At 56.9% G+C, this 20,723-nt stretch carries 21 protein-coding genes and 1 tRNA gene; 1 reads left to right on the top strand and 21 read right to left on the bottom strand.

What is annotated here, in order from left to right; genetic code table 11:
- Positions 1-56 precede the first annotated feature (56 nt).
- The 6 genes from rpmI to murJ form a co-directional block, all read right to left on the bottom strand.
- Positions 57-254, bottom strand: coding sequence for a 50S ribosomal protein L35 (gene rpmI, locus BQ4888_RS01255; protein WP_092052623.1), 198 nt, complete (start codon positions 252-254; stop codon positions 57-59).
- Positions 255-314: 60 nt separating this feature from the next.
- Positions 315-827 (bottom strand): translation initiation factor IF-3, encoded by a 513-nt coding sequence (gene infC / locus BQ4888_RS01250; RefSeq protein WP_092053436.1) that lies wholly within the window; start codon positions 825-827, stop codon positions 315-317.
- 11 nt (positions 828-838) lie between these two features.
- Positions 839-2,755 carry a threonine--tRNA ligase gene (thrS, locus tag BQ4888_RS01245; protein WP_092052621.1) on the bottom strand — a complete coding sequence of 639 codons (1,917 nt, stop codon included), beginning with the start codon at positions 2,753-2,755 and terminating at the stop codon, positions 839-841.
- Between the two features lie 69 nt (positions 2,756-2,824).
- Positions 2,825-2,899: transfer RNA gene (locus BQ4888_RS01240), tRNA-Val, on the bottom strand.
- A 43-nt stretch (positions 2,900-2,942) separates the two neighbouring features.
- The gene (locus BQ4888_RS01235; RefSeq protein WP_092052618.1) at positions 2,943-3,488 is read right to left on the bottom strand and encodes a methylated-DNA--[protein]-cysteine S-methyltransferase; all 546 of its coding nucleotides are present in this window, start codon (positions 3,486-3,488) and stop codon (positions 2,943-2,945) included.
- A complete protein-coding gene (gene murJ / locus BQ4888_RS01230) occupies positions 3,485-5,053 on the bottom strand; it encodes a murein biosynthesis integral membrane protein MurJ (protein WP_092052616.1) in 1,569 nt (522 codons plus the stop codon). The genes BQ4888_RS01235 and murJ overlap by 4 nt, the downstream gene beginning before the upstream one ends.
- A gap of 258 nt (positions 5,054-5,311) precedes the next feature.
- Here murJ and rpsT point away from each other — a divergent pair, with 258 nt between their 5' ends.
- A complete protein-coding gene (gene rpsT / locus BQ4888_RS01225; protein ID WP_092052613.1) occupies positions 5,312-5,572 on the top strand; it encodes a 30S ribosomal protein S20 in 261 nt (86 codons plus the stop codon).
- Between the two features lie 50 nt (positions 5,573-5,622).
- Here the strand turns inward: rpsT and holA are convergent, their stop codons facing one another.
- The 15 genes from holA to BQ4888_RS01150 all read right to left on the bottom strand — a co-directional run bounded on the left by holA (position 5,623) and on the right by BQ4888_RS01150 (position 20,638).
- Positions 5,623-6,624, bottom strand: coding sequence for a DNA polymerase III subunit delta (gene holA, locus BQ4888_RS01220; protein ID WP_092052610.1), 1,002 nt, complete (start codon positions 6,622-6,624; stop codon positions 5,623-5,625).
- A 5-nt stretch (positions 6,625-6,629) separates the two neighbouring features.
- Positions 6,630-7,133 carry an LPS assembly lipoprotein LptE gene (gene lptE / locus BQ4888_RS01215; protein ID WP_092052607.1) on the bottom strand — a complete coding sequence of 168 codons (504 nt, stop codon included), beginning with the start codon at positions 7,131-7,133 and terminating at the stop codon, positions 6,630-6,632.
- Positions 7,133-9,688 carry a leucine--tRNA ligase gene (gene leuS / locus BQ4888_RS01210; protein WP_092052605.1) on the bottom strand — a complete coding sequence of 852 codons (2,556 nt, stop codon included), beginning with the start codon at positions 9,686-9,688 and terminating at the stop codon, positions 7,133-7,135. The genes lptE and leuS overlap by 1 nt, the downstream gene beginning before the upstream one ends.
- Positions 9,689-9,839: 151 nt before the next feature.
- Complete coding sequence (gene infA, locus BQ4888_RS01205) at positions 9,840-10,058, bottom strand: translation initiation factor IF-1 (protein WP_092052603.1); 219 nt, start codon at positions 10,056-10,058, stop codon at positions 9,840-9,842.
- Positions 10,059-10,182: 124 nt separating this feature from the next.
- Positions 10,183-10,560 carry a response regulator gene (locus BQ4888_RS01200; RefSeq protein WP_092052601.1) on the bottom strand — a complete coding sequence of 126 codons (378 nt, stop codon included), beginning with the start codon at positions 10,558-10,560 and terminating at the stop codon, positions 10,183-10,185.
- A 20-nt stretch (positions 10,561-10,580) separates the two neighbouring features.
- A complete protein-coding gene (locus BQ4888_RS01195; protein ID WP_092052598.1) occupies positions 10,581-11,408 on the bottom strand; it encodes a GAF domain-containing protein in 828 nt (275 codons plus the stop codon).
- 34 nt (positions 11,409-11,442) lie between these two features.
- Positions 11,443-12,504, bottom strand: coding sequence for a protein-glutamate methylesterase/protein-glutamine glutaminase (locus BQ4888_RS01190; protein WP_092052596.1), 1,062 nt, complete (start codon positions 12,502-12,504; stop codon positions 11,443-11,445).
- Positions 12,501-13,379, bottom strand: coding sequence for a CheR family methyltransferase (locus tag BQ4888_RS01185; protein ID WP_092052593.1), 879 nt, complete (start codon positions 13,377-13,379; stop codon positions 12,501-12,503). Before BQ4888_RS01185 ends, BQ4888_RS01190 begins: the two co-directional genes overlap by 4 nt.
- A gap of 3 nt (positions 13,380-13,382) precedes the next feature.
- Positions 13,383-15,389, bottom strand: coding sequence for a HEAT repeat domain-containing protein (locus BQ4888_RS01180; RefSeq protein WP_092052591.1), 2,007 nt, complete (start codon positions 15,387-15,389; stop codon positions 13,383-13,385).
- A gap of 65 nt (positions 15,390-15,454) precedes the next feature.
- Complete coding sequence (locus BQ4888_RS01175) at positions 15,455-15,955, bottom strand: chemotaxis protein CheW (protein WP_092052588.1); 501 nt, start codon at positions 15,953-15,955, stop codon at positions 15,455-15,457.
- Positions 15,952-16,323: a response regulator gene (locus BQ4888_RS01170; RefSeq protein ID WP_092052585.1), complete on the bottom strand. Its 372-nt coding sequence runs from the start codon at positions 16,321-16,323 to the stop codon at positions 15,952-15,954. The genes BQ4888_RS01175 and BQ4888_RS01170 overlap by 4 nt, the downstream gene beginning before the upstream one ends.
- Before the next feature lie 21 nt (positions 16,324-16,344).
- Positions 16,345-16,986: a chemotaxis protein CheW gene (locus BQ4888_RS01165; RefSeq protein ID WP_092052583.1), complete on the bottom strand. Its 642-nt coding sequence runs from the start codon at positions 16,984-16,986 to the stop codon at positions 16,345-16,347.
- Positions 16,987-17,003: 17 nt separating this feature from the next.
- Positions 17,004-19,037: a chemotaxis protein CheA gene (locus tag BQ4888_RS01160; protein WP_092052582.1), complete on the bottom strand. Its 2,034-nt coding sequence runs from the start codon at positions 19,035-19,037 to the stop codon at positions 17,004-17,006.
- Between the two features lie 9 nt (positions 19,038-19,046).
- Positions 19,047-19,415 (bottom strand): response regulator, encoded by a 369-nt coding sequence (locus BQ4888_RS01155; protein ID WP_092052579.1) that lies wholly within the window; start codon positions 19,413-19,415, stop codon positions 19,047-19,049.
- 26 nt (positions 19,416-19,441) lie between these two features.
- Complete coding sequence (locus tag BQ4888_RS01150; RefSeq protein ID WP_092052578.1) at positions 19,442-20,638, bottom strand: DUF4388 domain-containing protein; 1,197 nt, start codon at positions 20,636-20,638, stop codon at positions 19,442-19,444.
- Positions 20,639-20,723 lie beyond the last annotated feature (85 nt).

The raw sequence follows: 20,723 nt of genomic DNA, 5'->3' as shown, positions 1-20,723 counted from the left end.
AGGGGGAGACTATTTCCCCTCAGTTCACGGACTTGAGCCGATCCTGGTTGGTCTTTTTACAGGTACGGAATCAGGCGGCTGATATTGCTGGCATCAGCCTTGTGCACCAGAGTCGCCTGACGAAGTTCGCGTTTACGCTTGGTAGACTTCTTGGTCAGGATATGGCTGGTGAACGCCTTGTTACGCCGAATGTTGCCGGCGCCGGTCTTGCGGAAGCGCTTGGCGGCTCCCCGATTGGTCTTGATTTTGGGCATGACCCCATCTCCTTTTATGGTTTAGAATCCGCGCGACCCGATGTCGCGGGATCCGGACTGCTACTTTTTGGGAGCGACGACCATAGACATAAAGCGTCCCATCAGCCGTGAGGTGCTTTCTACCACACCGAGATCCTGAATTTCCTGCGCCACCTTTGCCAAGAGCCGCTGGCCGAATTCGGGATGGGTCACTTCGCGACCACGGAACATGATCGTCACCTTGACTTTGTTGCCTTCCTCAAGGAAACGGCGCGCATGCTTGACCTTGAACTGAAAGTCGTGCTCATCGGTCTTGGGACGCATCTTGACTTCCTTGAGCTCGACCTTGGCCGTCTTTTTCTTGGCTTCCGCTGCCTTCTTGCTCGCCTCGTACTTGTATTTGCCGTAATCCATGATGCGGCAAACGGGAGGCACGGCATTGGGGGAGACCTCAACCAGGTCAAGGCCACGCTGCTGGGCGGCTGCCAGGGCATCTTCCAGGCTCAGAATTCCGAGCTGTTCCCCCTCGTCGTCGACCACCCGAAGTTCCCGGGCGCGAATGGCCCGGTTGATGTTGGTTTCTTGCTTAGCTATGGGAACACCTCCTAGTGATATTGACGACACTCATCCTGGACGAAACGGATAAATTCATCGGGGGTCATGGAATCGAGGGTTTTCCCGGTACGATCCCGGGGGGCAAGGCGCCCTTCCTGCATCTCCCGGTCCCCAACGACCAGCATGTAGGGAATCTTGTCCAACTGCGCTTCACGAATCTTGAATCCAAGTTTTTCGTTGCGCAGATCAGCCTTCACCCGAATTCCAGCCGCAGCCAGTTGTTCTTGCACCTGGGCGACATAGTCGGCCTGATTATCGGTGACATTAACGATGACAGCCTGTACCGGGGATATCCAGAGAGGGAAGTTGCCGGCGAAATGTTCGATCAGAACACCGATAAACCGCTCAATAGCTCCCAGAATGACCCGGTGCACCATGACCGGCCGATGTTTTTCGCCGTCGCTGCCGATATAGGTAAGATCGAAGCGCTCTGGCAGGGTAAAATCGCATTGGATTGTAGCACACTGCCATCTCCTGTCAAGGGCATCCTTGAGCTTGATATCGATCTTTGGGCCATAAAAGGCGCCGTCCCCTTCGTTGATTTCAAAGGGCAATCCGGAATCCTCCAGGGCCGCCATCAGTGCCCGAGTTGCCCGCTCCCAATCGGCGTCGCTGCCAATCGATTTTTCCGGACGGGTGGAAATTTCCATCTCGTACTCAAAACCGAAGATGCCCATGACATCCTGGACAAACTTGATCACCCCCTTGATCTCGGCATCGAGTTGTTCGGGGGTACAGAGGATATGGGCATCGTCCTGGGTGAAGCCGCGCACCCGCAAAAGGCCGTGCAACACCCCGGACTTTTCGTGACGATGCACCGTGCCCAGTTCGAAATAGCGTAAGGGCAGATCGCGGTAGGAGCGCATCTTCGACTTGTAGATGAGCATGTGCGCTAGGCAGTTCATCGGCTTGATGCCATAGCTCTGCTCGTCGATCTCGGTGAAATACATGTTTTCCCGGTAGTTTTCGTAATGACCGGAAGTTTTCCAAAGCTCGGTGCGCAGGATCTGCGGGCCCATGACGATATCGTAACCCCGACGCAGGTGCTCGCGCCGCTCGAAATCCTCGAGCAGGGTCCGCAGCAGAGCTCCTTTGGGATGCCAGATTACCAGCCCGGCGCCAGCCTCTTCACTGAAAGAAAAGAGATCGAGTTCCTTACCGAGCTTGCGGTGATCGCGCTTGCGAGCTTCCTCAAGGCGAGCCAAATAAGTTTTCAGCTCTTTCTTGTCAGGAAAGGCAGTGGCATAAATGCGCTGCAACATGGCGTTCTTCTCACTGCCACGCCAGTAAGCCCCGGCCACGCCGGTCAATTTGAAGGCCTTGATAAATTTGGTGGAGGGCAAATGCGGCCCGCGGCAGAGATCGACAAAATCCCCCTGCCGATAGAGAGAGACGACGCCGTCCGGAAGATCCTCGATCAGCTCGACCTTGTAGTTTTCGCCCATGCCCCGAAAGAGGACGATGGCCTCATCCCGAGGAAGTTCTTCACGGATGATGGGGAGGTCGGCAGCCGCCAGTTCTTCCATCTTCTTTTCAATGGCTTCGAACATTTCCGGCACAAAAGTCAGCTTGGTGCTGTAGAAGTCGTAGTAAAAACCATTTTCGATGGACGGCCCGATGGTGACCTGGACATCGTCGCCATAGAGGGCTTTCACCGCATGCGCCATCAGGTGCGCGGTGGTGTGACGATAGACATCCAACCCTTCCGGAGAGTTGAGGGTGACCAACTCGACCCGGGCATCCTGATCGAGAGGACTATTCAAATCCACCAGCTTACCATCGATACGAGCAGCCACCGCCTGACGAGCCAGGCCCTCGCCGATCGACCGGGCCACATCTAACGGGGTACTTCCGGCGGAGAATTCTTTTTTGGAACCGTCGGGCAGCTCGATTTGCACCTGACTCATCGGTTACTCCAGGAATGAAAAGAGGCATCCGGGGATGCCTCGTCCATGATTCAATTCGGTTGCCGGTCTTGGTAGGCACGGGCGGGATTGAACCGCCGACCCCTACCGTGTCAAGGTAGTGCTCTCCCACTGAGCTACGTGCCTACAACCGAAACGACGTATATCTAGCAAAGGCGCCTTGCCCGTGTCAAGGGATTTTCCTTAACAAATGCGGATTTTTAACGACGGAGGCCTCGAAATCGAGGAGCCGCGACTTGGTCGTTATCCCTTCCCCGCCAGAGTAGCCGGTCAAGCGTCCGTCACGCCCGACAACCCGATGACAGGGAAGAAGGATGGGATAAGGGTTGCCGGCCATAACCCGCCCTACCGCGCGGGCGCGGCCAGGATAGCCGGCGCGCTGGGCCAAGTCACCGTAGGTCAGGGTCGCCCCCAAAGGAACCCTGGCCAACTCCCGCAGGATGGCAGTGGCAAAGGGGGTGAAACGGGTCCAATCGAGAGGGAGATCGAAGGCACTGCGCTCGCCCTGAAAAAATTCCCGCAACTGGACGCAGGCGGCAAGCGCCGGTCCCGCTTCCGTCCAGGCATGGCGCGGATATTTTTGCCGCAACGCGTCTCGGGCCTGGGTTTCGTCTGCCATCAACAGCACTTCCCGAATCAAGCCTTCGCCGACGACGACCGTGATAAAGCCGACAGGAGTCGACAAGCCCTGAACTTCGTAGGATGGAATTTTCATCGTTTCAGCACCTTTCGTTTGATCAGGCTCAGGGCTTGCTCGGTGTAAGGCACCCGTAAAAGCATACAGCCCAAGGCGAAGATCAGACAACCGACCCCAATCGTGCCGCCCAGTACGCTCCCCTTGAGCCAGATCCGCCCAGGTTCGAGCCAAGGCACGAGGCGCAGCAGCACCCAGACGGCGGCACCCATGACGGCAGCGGCCGGCAGAATGCGCGCCAGAGCGGAAGTGACGGAAGCAAGCCCCAGCCGTCCCATCTTGCCATGCAAGGCCCAGAGCAGGGCGCAACTGTTGAAGACCGAGGAGAGCGTCAGCGCCGCAGCCAGACCGACATGGCCGAAGGGACGCATGAGCAGTAGTCCCAGGGCCACATTCATCAGTAGCGTCCAAAAAGAAATCCACACCGGCGTTCGCGTATCCTGACGGGCATAGAACGCCGGGACGATGACGCGGCTGACCCCGACAAAAAAGAGTCCTGGTGCATAAGCGGCCAGAGCCAGAGCGGTCTGGCGTACATCCTCTGCGAGAAATGCCCCCTTCATAAAGAAAAGACTGAAAATCGGCTCGGCACAAAGATACAGACCGACCGAGGCGGGAATGGTAATCAGAGCGATCAGAATCAGAGCGTAGTGCAGGGACTCGCGAAAACCCTGATCGTCACGGTTTCCCATTTGCCGACTCATGGCGGGAAGCACCGCCTGAGCCAGGGAAACGATAAAAATCCCCTGGGGAAATTCGAAAAGCCGCTGACTGTAATAAAGAAAAGAAACGCTCCCTTCCGGCAGAAACGATGCCAGCAGACGGGAAACCACGACATTGATCTGATAGATGGCAACGCCGATCAATCCGGGGAGCATCAACCAGGCAATTCGTCGAACCCGAGGATGACTGAAACGAAAATCGGGCCGCAACCGAATGCCGAGACGGCGCGTTACCGGTATCTGGATGAGCAGCTGCAGAACGCCGCCGACCAACACCCCTACCGCCAGGGCGGTGATTCCCACTTCGAAACGGGAGTGAAGCCATACGGCACAAAGAATCATGCTGAGATTGAGCAACAGTGGCGACACGGCGGGAACAAAATAGTGCCCCATGACATTAAGGATGCCCGTCAGCAACGCCAGCAGGCTGACAAAAAAGATATAGGGAAACATGATCCGATTGAGAAAATCGGTCAGTTCGAGCTTGCCCTCGACGGCGCCGAAGCCGTGACCGACGAATTCAACCAGCCAGGGAGAGCCCCAGATCCCCGTCAGGGTGACGCCGGTCATGATCAGAACCAGCAGAGTCATGCAGATATTCGCCACCTCCTGAGCCTGCTGCCTCCCCTCTTGATGATAGACCTCCGAAAAGGTGGGTACAAAGGCGGCGGTCAGTGAGCCTTCGGCGAAAAACCGGCGGAGCAGGTTGGGGATGGTAAAGGCGACGAAAAAGGCATCCGTCCCGAATCCGGCCCCGAAAAGCGCCGCGACTACCATATCCCGCACCAGGCCGGCGATACGGCTCAAACCGGTAGCCAGCCCTAAAACCCCTGCGGCACGGGTGATGTTTTTTCTTTCCGACATGCGGCCTCCGAAGTCAAGTCAACCAACTCCAAGGGGGAAACCCACGGGGAAAATATCCCCGCTATCCGCCAAAGAGATTTATAACTAAGTAAAATTTGTATTATTTTATCTTAATTCAGTTGATTAACATGTTAAGGTGCTGATGTTAAAGAACTATTCTTTACATATTGGAGAGTTTTTAACTTGACGGCGGACTAATGTGATGTTATAAAGCTGCCGTCATGTAAAAATTAATCACACCCACCGGAGGATAAAACCTTGGCCAACCACAAATCCGCACTGAAGAGAAATAAGCAGAACACAGTTCGTAATGCGCGCAACACCCACATCCGTTCGACTATGCGCACCTACGTCAAGCAGGTTCGCGAAGCCGTCGCCGCCGGCGATGCCGAAGCCGCCAAGCTCGCCATGGAAAAAGCCATGCCCTATATCGACAAGGCCGCCGGCAAAGGGATCATCCACAAAGCGACCGCCAGCCGCAAGATTTCCCGCCTGGCCAAACTTGTCAATGCCCTCTAGGGTCATTCACCATTCGCTGTTAAAAAAAGGAGGCTTTCAAGCCTCCTTTTTTATTGTCCGCCGTTCCGGGTGATTTCTGTCACCAAGGTGCCCAAGAGCGCGTTTGGATGGGCGCCGCTGGATTTTAGCGCGAGATCCGTTTCCAGGAAAAAATCGAACAGCTCCCGATAGCGGGATGACGAAAAGCTCCGGGATTGCTCAATCAATCCCTTTATGAAAAATGGTGCAATCCCCAGCACCTTGGGCAAGTCTCGCTCCCCGATCCCCTGCTCTTGCGACTCACGACATTTCCATAATTGGCGAAAGTGCCGGACGATCATAGTCAGCACCATGAGCGGGGGCGAACCATCGTCGAGAATCCGCCCCAACAGATGCTGCGCCTCTCCGTGGCGCCGACCGCCCAAGGCATCGTTCAGAGCAAAGACGCTGTCGATACGGGTATCGGAAACAATCGCCCGAACATCATCGACATCGGCCAGCTTGCGTTCCCCCAGGTAGGAAAAAAGCTTGGTCAACTCCCCCTGGATTTCCTGCAGATCGTTTCCCACCCGGCGGCAGAAGAGCGCCAAGGCTTCCTCGGTCAGAGAATACCTGGCCGAACGCGCCTGTTCGCGGATAAAGCCGGGGATCTGGTTGTCGTAGAGCTTCTTGAACTCCACCAACTCCCCGAATTTTTTGAAGTCCTGGAAAAATTTACGACGACCGTCGATTTTATCGGCGACCAGTACCAGTACGGTTTCCGGAACGGGCTCCCGCAGGTACGGAAGAAAGGCTTCGAGTGCTTCAGCGGAAAAATGCTGGGCATCCTTGACCAGGATCAGACGATGTGCGGCGAAAATCGGAAAGGTTCGGGCTTGATCAAGGATATCTGCAGCCCGGGCCTCCCGGGCCGAGAACAGATCAAAGTTGAAATCCCGATCCGCCGGCGGCAAGAGGATGTCGAGAATGGCGCGCCAGCATTTCTCGATGAGAAACCCTTCCTCGCCGTAGAGAAAAAGCAGGTTGGGGACTTCCCTTTTTTCCAGTGCCCGAAAAAGCTCAGCGGAATTCATACCCTTTAGAAATTTTCCTGGATCCGCTGATAGATCTGCTCGGCCAGCCGCTGGCTGATTTTCTGCATGGCCTCGGTTTCAAAGTCGTCCTGGCGGGCGCGGTCGGCGCTGTTGAGCGACTCCTCGGTCCAGAAGACACTGTCCTTCCACAGAATCTTGCCGTCGGTAACCCGGCGCAGGTTGGCGTTGACGAGCATTTCGGAGCGGTATTCCTGAATTTTGTCCCGCCGGTTGTAGGCTACCGAGGTCCGGCTGTAAGAAGCGACATCGCCACTGAGCACGGCTTCTGCCTCCTTGGCGCTGGCGACCAAGCGTAATTGCTGATCACGACTGAACCACATAATCAGGTCGTTGGTCAGCATGCTATCGAGAAAAGGCTCCGCCGTACGATTCCCCAGCGGCTGGATATAGAGCGTACTCACACCGATCCCCGGGCTGAGGCCCCGCGGGGTGTAGCCGCAGCCCGCCAGCAGGATCAACAGCAACAGAAAGGCACCAAGACGTTTCATCAGGACACCACGATATTGACCAAACGGCCGGGAACGAGAATGACCTTGCGTACCGTCAGTTCGGCGATGAAGCGAGCAACATTCGCCTCGCTCAGGGCGGCCTGACGGATCGTGTCCTCGGCGGCATCGGCCGGGACAGTGACCTTACCGCGGACCTTGCCGTTGACCTGCACCACAATCGAAATCTCATCTTCGATCAGGGCGTTTTCATCCCACTTTGGCCAGCCTTGGCTTTCGATCCCCTCACCATGGCCGAGACAGCTCCACAGCTCCTCGGCGACATGGGGAACAAAGGGGGTGAGGAGTCGGACTGTTGTTTCCAGGGCTTCACGCAGCACCGCCGGCGCCTCGGCCTTGCCCTCAAAGGCGGAAATGGCGTTGACCAGCTCCATGACGGCGGCGATGGCGGTATTGAAATGGAAACGCCCGTCGATATCCTCGGTGACCTTTTTGATCGTTCGATGGGTGACCCGGCGCAGGTCGCGGGCCGGGCCTTCGGCCGTGGTCGGCAGGTCGACCCCTTGAATCAATCCCAGATTTTCGTAGATCAGGCGCCAGACCCGGCCGATAAAGCGGAAGCAGCCTTCGACCCCCTGCTCATTCCATTCCAGATCCTTTTCCGGCGGGGCGGCGAACAGGGAAAAGAGCCGGGCGGTGTCGGCACCGTAGCGGGTGATGAGATGATCGGGGTCGATAACGTTTTTCTTCGATTTGCTCATCTTCTCGTTGCGACCCAGCACCGTTTCGGCCTGACAGCGGGAGCAGCGTCCGTCGACCACTTCCTCGGGATAGAGCCAGCCGTGCTCGGGACAGGAGCGGGTCTCCATACAGACCATCCCCTGGGTCAGCAGATTGGTGAAAGGCTCGCCGACTTTCATCAAGCCGAGGTCGCGCAGCACTTTCGTGAAGAAGCGAGCATAGAGCAGATGCATGACCGCATGCTCGACACCGCCGATATATTGGTCGACGGGCAACCAATAGTTGACGGCATTGGCGTCGAGCGGCCCCCCGTCGTGCTTCGGGCAGGCATAGCGGGCAAAATACCAGGAACTTTCCACAAAGGTGTCGAAGGTGTCCGTTTCCCGCCGGGCCACTTTGCCGCAAACAGGGCAAGGGGTTTTGACGAAGGCTTCGGATTGAGCCAAGGGGCTGCCCCCTTCACCAGTGAAAGCAACGTCGGTCGGCAGCACCACGGGCAGATCCTTTTCCGGGACCGGGACCATGCCGCAGTGATCGCAGTAGATCACCGGGATCGGTGTCCCCCAATATCTCTGCCGGGAAACCCCCCAGTCGCGCAGGCGGTAATTGACCGTCTTTTGACCGATCCCCCGCTGCGTCAGAGACTCGGCGATCTTCTCCTTGGCCTCCTCGTTGGCGAGACCATTGGATTCCGCCGAGTTGACCATGATCCCCGGTCCGGTCCAGGCGGCCTCCATCGTTTCGGGATCGAGGGTCTCGCCTTCCGGTTGGATGACAACTACCTGCGGCAACCGGTATTTGCGCGCGAATTCGAAATCCCGCTGATCGTGGGTCGGCACCGCCATAACGGCGCCAGTGCCGTATTCCATCAGAACAAAATTGGCCAAAAAGATCGGCATCTTGCTCCCTGTTACCGGGTTCAGGCAGTAGCTGCCGGTAAAGACCCCTTCTTTTTCCTGATCGTCGCTGGTGCGCTTGAGTTTGTCCTGTTTTTTGACTTTGGCGATGAAAGCCTCGACGAGTGGACGCTGATCGGCGGTGGTCAGTTCCAGCGCCAGGGGATGTTCCGGCGCCAGGCTCATGAAGGTGGCGCCGAAAAGGGTGTCCTGACGGGTAGTGAAGACACGAATCGACTGCTCGCGCCCGTCGATGGGGAAATCGATCTCGCAACCGATACTGCGGCCGATCCAGTTACGTTGCATGATCAGCACCGGCTCGGGCCAGCCGGGAAGATTGTAGGTTTCGTCAAGCAGCTCCTGGGCGTAATTGGTGATACGGAAGAACCACTGTTCCAGTTCCTTGGCGACCACCTCGCTGTCGCAACGCCAGCAGCAGCCATCCTCCACCTGCTCGTTGGCCAGTACCGTCTGGCAGGAGGGGCACCAGTTCACTGAAGAACTCTTCTTATAGGCCAGCCCCTTCTCCAGCATCCGCAAAAAGACCAATTGTTCCCAGCGGTAATAGGCAGGATCGCAGGTCGCCAGCTCCCGGTCCCAGTCATAGGAGAGCCCCATCTTTTTCAGTTGGATCTTCATACTGGCGATATTCTCGAAGGTCCATTTAGCAGGATGAATGCCATGATTAATCGCGGCATTTTCCGCCGGCATGCCGAAGGCGTCCCAGCCCATGGGATGCAGAACGTTAAAGCCCTGAAGCCGTTTGAAGCGGGCGACCACGTCACCGATGGAGTAGTTGCGCACATGTCCCATATGGATACGACCCGAGGGATAGGGGAACATTTCCAGCAGATAGAACTTTTCCCGGGCGGGGTCCTCGGTAACCTTAAAGGTCTCATCGGCATCCCAGCGGTTCTGCCATTTCTCTTCGATGGTGGCGGCATTGTAACGTTCTTGCATATATCCTCCACGGCCCGCATGGGCCATCGGTTTCTTAAACATGAATACCGGCAAACGCCGGTATTCTGTCATAAGGCCAGAAAAAACATCACAAGGATGTCGGCCCTTTACATGGATTGTGTGACAACGGCTTGCGCTCGTTGCCGAATCTCTATTTTTCCCGATAGGTGATACGACCGCGGGTCAGGTCATAGGGGGAAAGTTCGATCGTTACCCGGTCGCCGGGCAAGATGCGGATATAAAATTTGCGCATCTTGCCGGAAATGTGCGCGAGCACAACATGCCCGTTATCCAGTTTGACCCGGAACATGGCATTGGGAAGGGGCTCGATGACCTCCCCTTCAACTTCAATCGCTTCTTCTTTAGCCAAAACTGCCTCCTGAAATTTAGGAACAATGAAATCATCGTGGTTTACGGAATGGACTATTTAACATAAACCATATAGGAATTGTCAACCCCGCGCTGCAAGGAATCGCAGGTTGTCCACGGAAGACCTACTTGAGTACCAGCAGCCGACGGGCCACTTCCTGGACCTGGGGGGACTGGACCGGCTTGGTAATATAATCGTTGGCGCCCAAGGCGAAGGCCCGATTACGGTCCTCCTCAGCCCCTTCGGTAGAGATCACCACGATCGGAATGTTGTTCAGTGCCGCGTCTTTACGTACCAGGCTGACCAGTTTGAGTCCATCCATGACCGGCATGTTGATGTCGGTAAAAATCAAATCGAACCGTTCGCCGGTGATTTTCTTGAGGCCGTCGACCCCATTCGCTGCTTCGGAAATCACCACCCCCGGCAGACGCTTGAGGGCAAAGGCCAGCAACTGTCGCATGGTGGGTGAATCATCCACGATAAGAACACGCTTGGTTTCCACAGAATCTTCCCTCCCCTACCCTATTTCGTCAGCAGGTTGATAAAACCTTGGATCGTCGAAAGTTTCCTTTCCGACTCAGAATAGAGCCGGGAGGAAAAAATAGCGGTCGCCGCATGACCGGCCAGCAGGGTAAAAAGCTCATAATCGACATCAGCGAACCGACGCTTCTGTTCGAGCAGACGGTAGATGACAATGACCCCGATGACATGCTCCTTGATTTTCAAGGGGATGCAGGCCATGGGCTGGGAATAATCAAGCTCATACGCCTCGATATCCTCGACAAAATGATTTTCGCCGGTTTGCCCCGCCCGGCCAATCACGCCCGCGCCCAGGTCGATGGGGGGTAGAGCCGAAACATCAATCCCTTCGTGACCAGCGAGTTCGAGTTTGCCGGTTTTCTCATCCAACAACAGCACGGCGAAGACTTCGGCACCGATCAGGTTGATGACGATCTCGGAGATGATCTGCAAAACTTCCTTGAAGTCGAGGGTCGAATGCAGCTGGTAGGAGGCGATGTAAAGATTCGCCAGCATGTTGTTTTCCGATTCGACCACGACATAGCGATTGGCGAAGTCGTGATTCTCCTCCTCAACGGCCTTAATCCGGTCGAGAATCTCCTGCTTCTCCCGTTCCAGTTCAGCAACCTGTTGCCGCAGCCGTTGGAGTTCCTCCAACTGGGCCGGAGAAGGCATATCCTGCGCCGCCGGTTCCTTGAGTTTGAGAATCTGATAACGCAGACGCTCGTTTTCTTTCAAAAGGGACTGGGTAAATTCGGCGCCCTTCTTAAAAACCTGAAGAAATTCCTCAGCCCGCTTGGCCGAACTGCTTTCCTCGCTGAATTCCGACATATAAACCGCTCCTGGGAGGATATGGTCGATGGGGTTAAAATCCACAACGGCGCAAAACTTCACCGGCCATCAGGGAAAGGGGGAGAACCTTGTCTACCTTGCCGGTCGCGATCGCTTCTTTGGGCATGCCGAAGACAATGCTGCTCTCTTCGCTTTCGGCCAGCACCTGGCCGCCGTGCTCCTTGATCCGCTCCACCCCACGGGCACCGTCATTACCCATCCCCGTGAGAACAACACCCAACAGGTTCGCACCGAAAACATCGCTGGCGGATTTGAACATGACATCGACCGAAGGGGTGTAGCGCTGATTCGGGGGCGGATCCTCGACTAAGGCGACGACGTTGCCGGCGCGAACCTGAAAAGTGAGATTCTTCCCCCCAGGCGCGATCAGAACTCGCCCGGGAAGCATCAGATCTCCGGTTTGCGCCTCCTTGACCTCCAGAGCGCAGAATTTGTTTAAACGCTCGGCGAAGGCGCGGGTAAAGACCGGCGGCATATGCTGGGAAATGGCGATGCCCAAAGGCAAAGGGTCGGTGATGGAAGAGAGCAGCGACTGGAGCGCGGGGGGACCGCCCGTGGAAGCACCGATAACGATCTGGCCAAGGCCGTTGCTCCGCGGGATGAATGTAGACATCGGCCCGGTCGCGGCCTCGCGGACCCGGTCCCGGGCCGATGGCCGGCGCAATACCTTGTTCATGTCGGTGCGGGCCGTTTCCATGACCTTGGCCAGCAGGTCGTCGCGGATATTCACCAATTCGGGAGAAATCCGGCTGGTCGGCTTGGCGACGAAATCGACCGCCCCCAGCTCCATCGCTTTGAAGACATTTTCATCATCGGCGAGGGAGGAGATGACGATCACCGGTGTCGGACGGTTCTGCATGACGATGCGCAAAAAGCCGAAACCGTCGATGCGCGGCATCTCCAGGTCGAGGGTCACCAGATCCGGTTGCAAATCAAAAAATTTGCGCAAGCCCTCTTCACCGTTACAGGCATAGCCGACAACGGTCACCCCGGGGATTTCCTCCAGAAGTTTGATGATCGTGCGACGATTGTAGGCGGAATCGTCGATCACCAGAACGCGGACCGTCTGGTTCATGGCCGCTCTCCCGGAGTAAAACTCAGGGCTGGGCGCTGATAAACCATGTCATGCTGAAAGTGGCGCAAGGCGAAGGAGGTGGTGATGTTCATCAGCGACTCGGAATGTCCGAGCAGCAGGAACCCTTCCGGTTTGAGGCGGGAGTAAAAGCTGTCGATGACCTTCTTTTTGGCCGGGAGGTCGAAGTAAATGATGACGTTACGGCAAAAGATGATATCGACCTTGCCGAGCAGGGCAACCCGGGGAAAGTCGAAAAGATTCAGATGGCTGATGGAGACGAGGTTCTTGATCTGATCGTTGATGCGATATTTGCCGTCGACCTCGGTGAAATACTTTCTCAGGTAGCGAGCATCAGTGGAACGGAAGGAGGACTGGCCGTAAATCCCCTTGCGGGCGATTTGCAGCACCCGCTGGCTGATGTCCGTGCCGACGATGTCGATCTGCCACCCATCGAACAGCCCCTGATCGAGAATCAGCATGGCGAGGGTGTAAGGCTCCTCGCCGCTGGAACAGCCGGCGCTCCAAATGCGGATCTTTTTATCGCCGATCAGTTCTTTCTTTGCCCGAATCTCCGGCAGGATCTCCTTGACGAAGGTCTTCAGCTGAAAGTCTTCCCGAAAAAAATAGGTTTCGTTGGTAGTTAAGGTGTTGATGACCTCGGTAAATTCGTCATCCTTGTTCTTGTGGTACCGCAGGTAATAGTAATAATCCTTGAAGCTCTTGAGCTGCAGGGCCTGCAGGCGCTTACCCAGGCGGCGTTCGAGCAGATATTTGGAATCCGGGCCGAAATGAAGGCCGCTGTGGGCATAGACGAGATCTTTGAGCTGGCGGAACTCCTCGTCGCTCATGGAAATTTCCGGGGTGAGAAAGAGCATGCCCTAGCCCTCCCCCCCAAGAGATTCCAGGGTCTCTTCCAGCTGGGCGCGAACCAGATCTTCCCCTTCGACCAGCAAGCGATTTTCGACCAGTTCGCGGCAAGTCGTGCCATTGAGTTGTTCCAAGGCCTGCGCGAAACGCAGCCGGACCTCCCAATGAGCATGGTTGATCAGGACATCGGCCATGGCCGGAAGCCAATCCTGGCGCCCGGTCGTTACCAACAGGGCAAGGGCGGCGCCAATAACTTCCTCGTCGTCATGATAGAGAGAAGCGATCAGCTGCGGGAAGACACCGTCGGGATCGAAAGAGAACCAGGCTTCGAGAGCAGCGATACAGACCAGCCCCACCGGGTCCCCCCAAGCTTCGCGAATCAGCGTTCCGGCCCGCTCCGTTCCGATGTGACCGATGGCGCGGACAACCGTCGACCGCACCCAGGGATCTTCGTCGTGCAAGGCCAGAGCCAGGGCATCAACAGCGCGGCGATCCTGCAGGCGCCCGAGCACCTCGGCGGCAACCCGTCGAACATCGGCATCCTCGTCGGTCAAGGCCAGGACCAGGGCGTCAAGCTGCTCGATATCGGGATTGCTCCCCAGGGCGGCCACGGCCGATTGGCGAACCTCGGGAGAGTCGTCCTTCAGGGCCATAAAGATCATGGGCCGGATAATCCGGAAATTCCCTTTGCCCAAAACCGCGATGGCCGCCATGCGTGTCTCGGCGGCGGGATCCTCCATCAGCGGGGAGAAGACAGCCAGAAGCTCTTCCGGATAGACTTCGGCGAGGGCGCCAAGGGCTTCCTGGGCGACACGCCGGGGGTCATCATCCCCCTCACGAAGAATCCGCGTCAAAGGGGGCAAGGCTGCGACGACCTTGAGACGGCCGAGCGCATGGGCCGCGGCCAGAACCAGTTCCTGATTATCCGACTCCAGGGCGCCGAGCAGGGGTTCGATCGCTTCTTCGGTGTGCGTTTCCGCTGCCAGATAGCAGAGATAGGCCTGCATCCGTTCAGGCTGCTTTGACCAATCCCGCATCAGGGAGACGACCGCCGGCTGTCCCAGGGCCAGAATCGCGCCGACGGCTTCCCGCCCAAGCTCCTCATCCGCCAGCCAGGGCAGAATTCGTTCGAGACAGTGTCGGGCAGCAACGAGAGGGACAAGTCGCAGGGCGGCACGAACCACTTGCAGGCGAGGCGAATCCAGGCAATCGGCCAGAGCCTGATCCGCAGCCTCGGGCTCACGGGCCAGGGCCTGCGCCACGGCTTGAGGATGATTGCGATGGAGAGCCCCCAGGGAAAGGACCGCCGCCTCACGCACATTGCGCATGCGGTCATTCAGGCCTGCAGCCAGCAAGGGCGCGCCGGCGGCCATATCGATCTGTCCGAGGCAGTCAAAAAGGGCTTTGCGTAACAAGGGATCTTCCGCGTAGCGGCTGATGCGTTCCAAAGGAATCGGCTGCCCGATGCGCCCCAGGGCTTCAAGGATGGTGAAACGCATGAGCAGATCCGAGTCTTCCATCGCTTCGAGGAGAGGGGCGATCGCCTCGCCATGCCGCAACTTACCGAGATTCTCCGCCGCTGCAGCACGCACGTTGCGGTCGTCGTCAACAAGAGCGCCGGTCATGACTGCCAGGCTCGCCGGTTCACCGATCTCCCCCAGGATATCGAGGACGAACTTGCGCACATCGGGATCGGAGCAGGCAAGTTCCTCATGGAGAACCGGCAACGCCCGGACGCCGAGGCGCACCAGGATATCGACGCCGACGTTACGCAACCCGGCGTTATCTTGGGCATGGAGCAGTTCAACGACATCTCCGGCCAGTTCTCCGGCTCGGGGCAGACCGAGAAAGGTCTCCGCTGCCTCCTTGCGCACCCGCCAACTGACATCCCCCATGGCCCGATAAAGAAGCTCCATAGGCAAGTGCATGCCGAGTCCGGCCAGATCCCGAACGGTCTGAATCCGTGCCTCCTCATCGCCGGATTCGAGTTTTTTCCCCAGAAGTTCCGCTATATCCACGCAAAAATCCTTGCCTTAAAAACACGACGGGCCAACGGCCGATTTCCGGCCAAGCGCATCAAATTCTATTGAAGCTGTGACAGATGAAGAATTTCGTCCGTTGAAAAGAGTTTTTCCAGATCGATGATCATTACCAGATCGTCCTCACGCTGACAGACCGCGAGAAAAAAATCCGACTCGCGTCCCTTGACGAATTCCGGAGGAGATTTGATCTCCTGCCGCGTATAACGTCGCACTTCCGATACCTCTTCGACAAGAATTCCGACAAAACGATCGAAAACGGCGCAGATAATAACCCGCGAGCGGCGATCGACCGGAATTGCCGGCAAGCCGAAACGCTTACCCAGGTCGATTACAGGCAAAACCGAGCCGCGAAGATTGATCATGCCCTCGACAAAGACCGGCGCCCTGGGAACCGCCGTCAGCTTCTGGGGACGGATGATCTCCTTGATGCGCATGATGTCGATGGCGTACATCTCCGCCCCCAGCCGGAAGCAGGCCAGCTGGATCTCCTGGCGCAGACGCTGTTCCTCAGGATCGTGACGGGTCAGGGCGGAAAGGCTCATTTGGCCAGGAACCTCTGGATGGTTTCGATGACCATGGCCGACTTGAAAGGCTTGGTGATATACCAGTCGGCGCCGACCTTTTCGCCGCGAACCATATCCTCGCGGCTCTTCTTGGCGGTGAGCATGATCACCGGAATGTGGCGCGTGGCCGGATCGCTCTTCAGTTGCCGGCAAACCTCGAACCCGTCGATTTCCGGGAGCATGATATCGAGCAGAACCAGATCCGGCTTGTCCTCGGCGACCGCTTCCAACGCGGCCCGTCCGTTGGCCACCCCTTTCACCTCGAAACCCTTGGAAATCAACAAGATGCTCTCCAGTTTCAAGAGGCTTTCCTCGTCTTCGACGATCAGGATCTTTTTCTTATTCACCGGCAACTCCTTTCCCCATAATCAAACCAATTCTGGATTCAACACATTGTGTAATTGCAAAAGAATGAGCATGCGCCCCTGAAAGCGGCCGATGCCGGCGATGAATTCCCGGTCGAGTCCGGAAAGCATGGCCGGAGGCGCTTCAATCTTGCGTTCGTTGAGGCGCACCACCTGGGCGATACTGTCGACCAGCAGGCCGATCAGTCCGTCGCCGTGATGACAGACAATGATCCGGGACTGGGGGCCGACTTCCACCTCTCCGAGGTTGAGGCGCCGCGCCAGATCGTAAACCGGCACGACGATGCCGCGTAACGAAACGATTCCCAGGATAAAATCGGGGACGCGCGGAATATCGGTAATTTCCCGGGGCTTGATGATTTCGTTAACCGTTTCGATATCCATGGCATATTCCTCTCCCTGCAGGAAGAAGGTCAGCCATTGGCGGTCCTGCTCGGAGAGGACAAGCTCATCCGAACGCTCCTCGATGTTGCTGAGGTTACGAATCAGGTCGATACGGAAAGGGGAGACAAACAACGCCTCGATGGCCGCATCCGATCCCCTGCCGCCGATATCAGAGCCCCCCTCGAAAACGGTAGGGAGATGATCCTTGGCCTCCGGACCGGCCGTTTCCGTGGAGGCTCTTTCGTCTTTTTTGTTGCTCACGCCACCCTCCCCGTCACTCAGGCAAAGAAAGCCGAATCTCCCCGCAGGGTTTCGCTCATCAGCCCACCGACATCCAAAACCAGAATGGTTTTTTGGTTACCGAGATCGGCGGCGCCGGCGATGCCACGGACAAAAGCCAGAGACTCGCCGAGGGACTTGATGACCACATCCTGCTGTCCGAGCAGTTCATCGACAACGATCCCGATTTTCTTCTCGGCGAAACCGACCACCGCCACGAAAAAACGCTGGCGACGGTCACCACGGGAGTTCAGTTGAAACACATCGCCCAGCCACAACAGCGGCAGAGTACTATCCCGCAATTCGATCACTTCCTTGCGCTCGATGGTACGGACCGCCGAAGCCTCGACCATCATCGTCTCCATCACGGAATTGATGGGAATCGCATAGGTTTTGTCACAGACCCGGATAATCAGCGCCTTGATGATGGCCAGGGTGATCGGCAGGGTAATCGCGATCGAGGTGCCGACGCCGACTTCGCTCTCCATCTCGATCATGCCGGAAAGTAGAGCGATATTGTTCTTCACCACATCCATGCCGACCCCACGCCCAGAAAGGTCGCTGACCGTCTCCGCTGTGGAAAAGCCGGGCATGAAGAGCAGATCGTAGACCTGTTCCCGAGAAAGCTTGGCCGTTTCCGGGATCAGCCCCCGCTCTACGGCCTTGCGGCGAACCTTTTCCGGATCGATGCCACGGCCATCGTCGCGCACTTCGATGACGACATGGTTCCCCTTTTGCGCGGCACTCAGACAGATCACGCCCTTTTCGAGCTTGCCCTGAGCACGGCGATCGTCCGGGGATTCGATACCGTGATCGATGGAGTTGCGGATGATATGCATGAGCGGATCGGAGAGATCCTCGACGATCAACTTGTCCAATTCGGTGTCGGCCCCCTCGATTTCAAGGGCAATGCGCTTGCCGCACTCATTGGCGACCTTACGCACGATTCGGTTCATTTTGTCGAAAAGCTGGGCCACCGGGACCATGCGGACATCCATGACCCCCTTCTGTAACTCTTCCAGCCGTCGCTCGAGCACGCGGGTCGCCTTCTGCAATTCGCTCCCGAGTTCATTCCCCCCCTCGCCTTTGAGCTTTTCGCAGACCTGACCGATGGCGGCCTTGGCCAGCACCAACTCGCCGACCACGTTCATCAGCAAGTCGAGCTTGTCGATATCGACCCGCACCGTCCGGCTGATAGAGCGGGCAGAGGTCTCCGCCGCCGGAGCGTTTTCCTGATCGGAAGCGGGGGCGGGCTCGCTATCGACGACCAACTCGCGGGAAGGGGAAGGAGGCTCGGGTGACGGCAGAAGATTCTCCACCACCACCTCCGAGCCGACTAGAGTACTGAGTTCCCTTTCGGGGAAGTCGGTGCCGAAAAGGAGCTGGAAGGCGATGCGGTCAGTGAGATCCGCAGAGAGCGGCAGGGTGCTGATGACTTCCCCCTGTTTCTTGAGGAGGTCGGTCAGGGCGGCCAATTCCTGATCAAAGGTGGCCAGGTCGAAATCCACCTTGATCTTGAAGAGATATTGACGTTGCTTGAGGTTTTCGCGCAGCCGGTGCTCTTCGAACTCGGTGAGCACGGCGAGAATCTCCGGATCGATCCGATCCATCGTCGGCTCGTCTGCCGCTGCCGGGCCACCGGCAAGAAACTGCTCGACCCGTTGCCGCATGGCGCTGACGTCAAAGGTGAAATCAGGGTCTTCGCCCTTCCCTTCGATCAGCCGCGACAAGGTTTCGAATCCCTCGGTCAAGAGTTGAACCAACCCGGTGTTCAGGGGAACTTTGCCCAAACGAAGATGATCGAGCAGGTTTTCCAGGTGATGAGCCAGCGAGGCAATGTCGTCGAATCCGAACATTCCGGCCAAGCCCTTGAGGGAATGGGCACCACGAAAAATCCGGTTGAGCAGGTCGGGGTCGCAACTCCCCTGCGCCGCGCAATCGTCAAGCACGATCAGATCGTTGTTCAGATTTTCAATGATTTCCTCGGCTTCACCGAGAAAATCACCGATCGCCCGAGACGATAAGGAACCCACCCTGCCCTCCTAGCCGAGAAATTTTAGAATCAATTGCTGCAGTTCTTCCGGAGCGAAAGGCTTGACCAGATAGGCGTCGGCGCCAAGGTCGAGCCCTTTGAGACGATCCCTTTCGCTCCCTTCGGTGCTGATGATCACCAACGGTAGATCCTTATAATTGGCGTTGCCGCGGATGAAACTGACCAGTTCCAGTCCGTTGATATCGGGCATATTGATGTCGGTGAGGACCATATCCACCTTTTCCCGGGGGAGAATGCGCAACGCCTCGAAACCATTGGCAGCTTCGACGATTTCATAGTCACCAATAGCAGCGATGGTCGAGCCGATCAGCGCCCGCATAGTGGAAGAGTCTTCAGTTACCAGAATTTTTTTCGCCACAACAGCCTCGTCGTTATATCGAAAAACTATGGAGTTTGGTCGCGAAGGCGGCGCTCTAAAAGATTTTTTTCCATGGTCAGCCCAGCATGCATGAGAAAAATTTCCAGGGCTTCGGTCTCCCCCACGGAGAGGGCTTGCGGCAGGTTGTCACCATAAAGGATGGCCACCACCCGCCCCTCACTGAGCAGCGGACCGACAAAGACCTCTTCAGGTTCAGCGCCTCCTAAGGCATCTTTCAGGTAATTATCCCAGAGGCAATCTTCCAAGGCGAGTTTGCGAGAAACCTTTTCGAAGAGAACTTCAGTGAAAATCGACGGTTCATCCACGGGAATCTTGATTTTCCGGATCCGCGCGTCGGCCAATTCATCCTCGAACTCTATACCAAACTGTCCGAGACCGACAATCTCTTTCTCCTTGACCATGAAGATCACGGCACGATTCATGAATTCGCTGGCAAAGCGTAAAACCAGCAGGAGGATTCCCCCGCCCAAGGCGGCGTTGTTCAATTCCTGAACCATGCCCTGCAGCTGTTTCAACGCTCCGGAACGGAGGCTCTTCGACGAAGCGGCAACGGCGTCCCCTTCACCGATTTCCTTGAGCAGGTCTGAGGCGAAATCGTAAACCGAAGCCTCCCGCTGTTCCGGACCAAAAACCGACGGCGACTCCCCGGGTGGACGTAACGGGACCGGCGATGGTTCATGGAGGTCGCGGTGCCGGCGTTCGTCGATCATGCGACTGCCTTCGATCGCCAGAAACTGGGTGTTGAGTCCTTGCTGGAGGATCTGCCGCTCTCCCTCAGCGCCCGACTCTGCCCATTCTTCGACTTCGCCCAGCTCGAAGGCAAAGGTACCGTCCGACCAGCCGAAGAAACTGTAGACGATCGCTTCGATTCGTGCCCGCAGCGCCTCTTGCAGGGCATTGGGAGAAATACCGAAATTCTGAAAAAGAACCGTTTCCAAAGGGATTTGCGGGTTCAGGCTCTTGCGCAGCGCCAACGCCCCCTTGAAGGTTTCAAAATCAATAACTCCCCGACGCATGAGAAAATCGCCGAAGGATTCGGGAAAGACACTGGAACTCGCCTGCACTACTTTACCGTTGAGGAAAATGACCTTTCCTTCCCGATTGCGGCTGCGCAGGGTCAGCACCCCGGATTTTTGACTGAGACTGACGATCTGGAGAATGTCTCCCAACCCCAGATCTTCGAGATTTCCAACAAGGCTCATGAGTTTGATATCCGACCGTGCGGAGGCTCCGAGAGTCCCATCCTCATCGGCGTAACAGGTAGAAATTAAATGATTTTTACTATAT

The sequence above is a fragment of the Desulfuromonas acetexigens genome (genome assembly GCF_900111775.1).
In the GTDB taxonomy this organism is placed as follows: Bacteria; Desulfobacterota; Desulfuromonadia; order Desulfuromonadales; family Trichloromonadaceae; genus Trichloromonas; species Trichloromonas acetexigens.
This window is presented reverse-complemented; position numbering and strand designations above follow the sequence as displayed.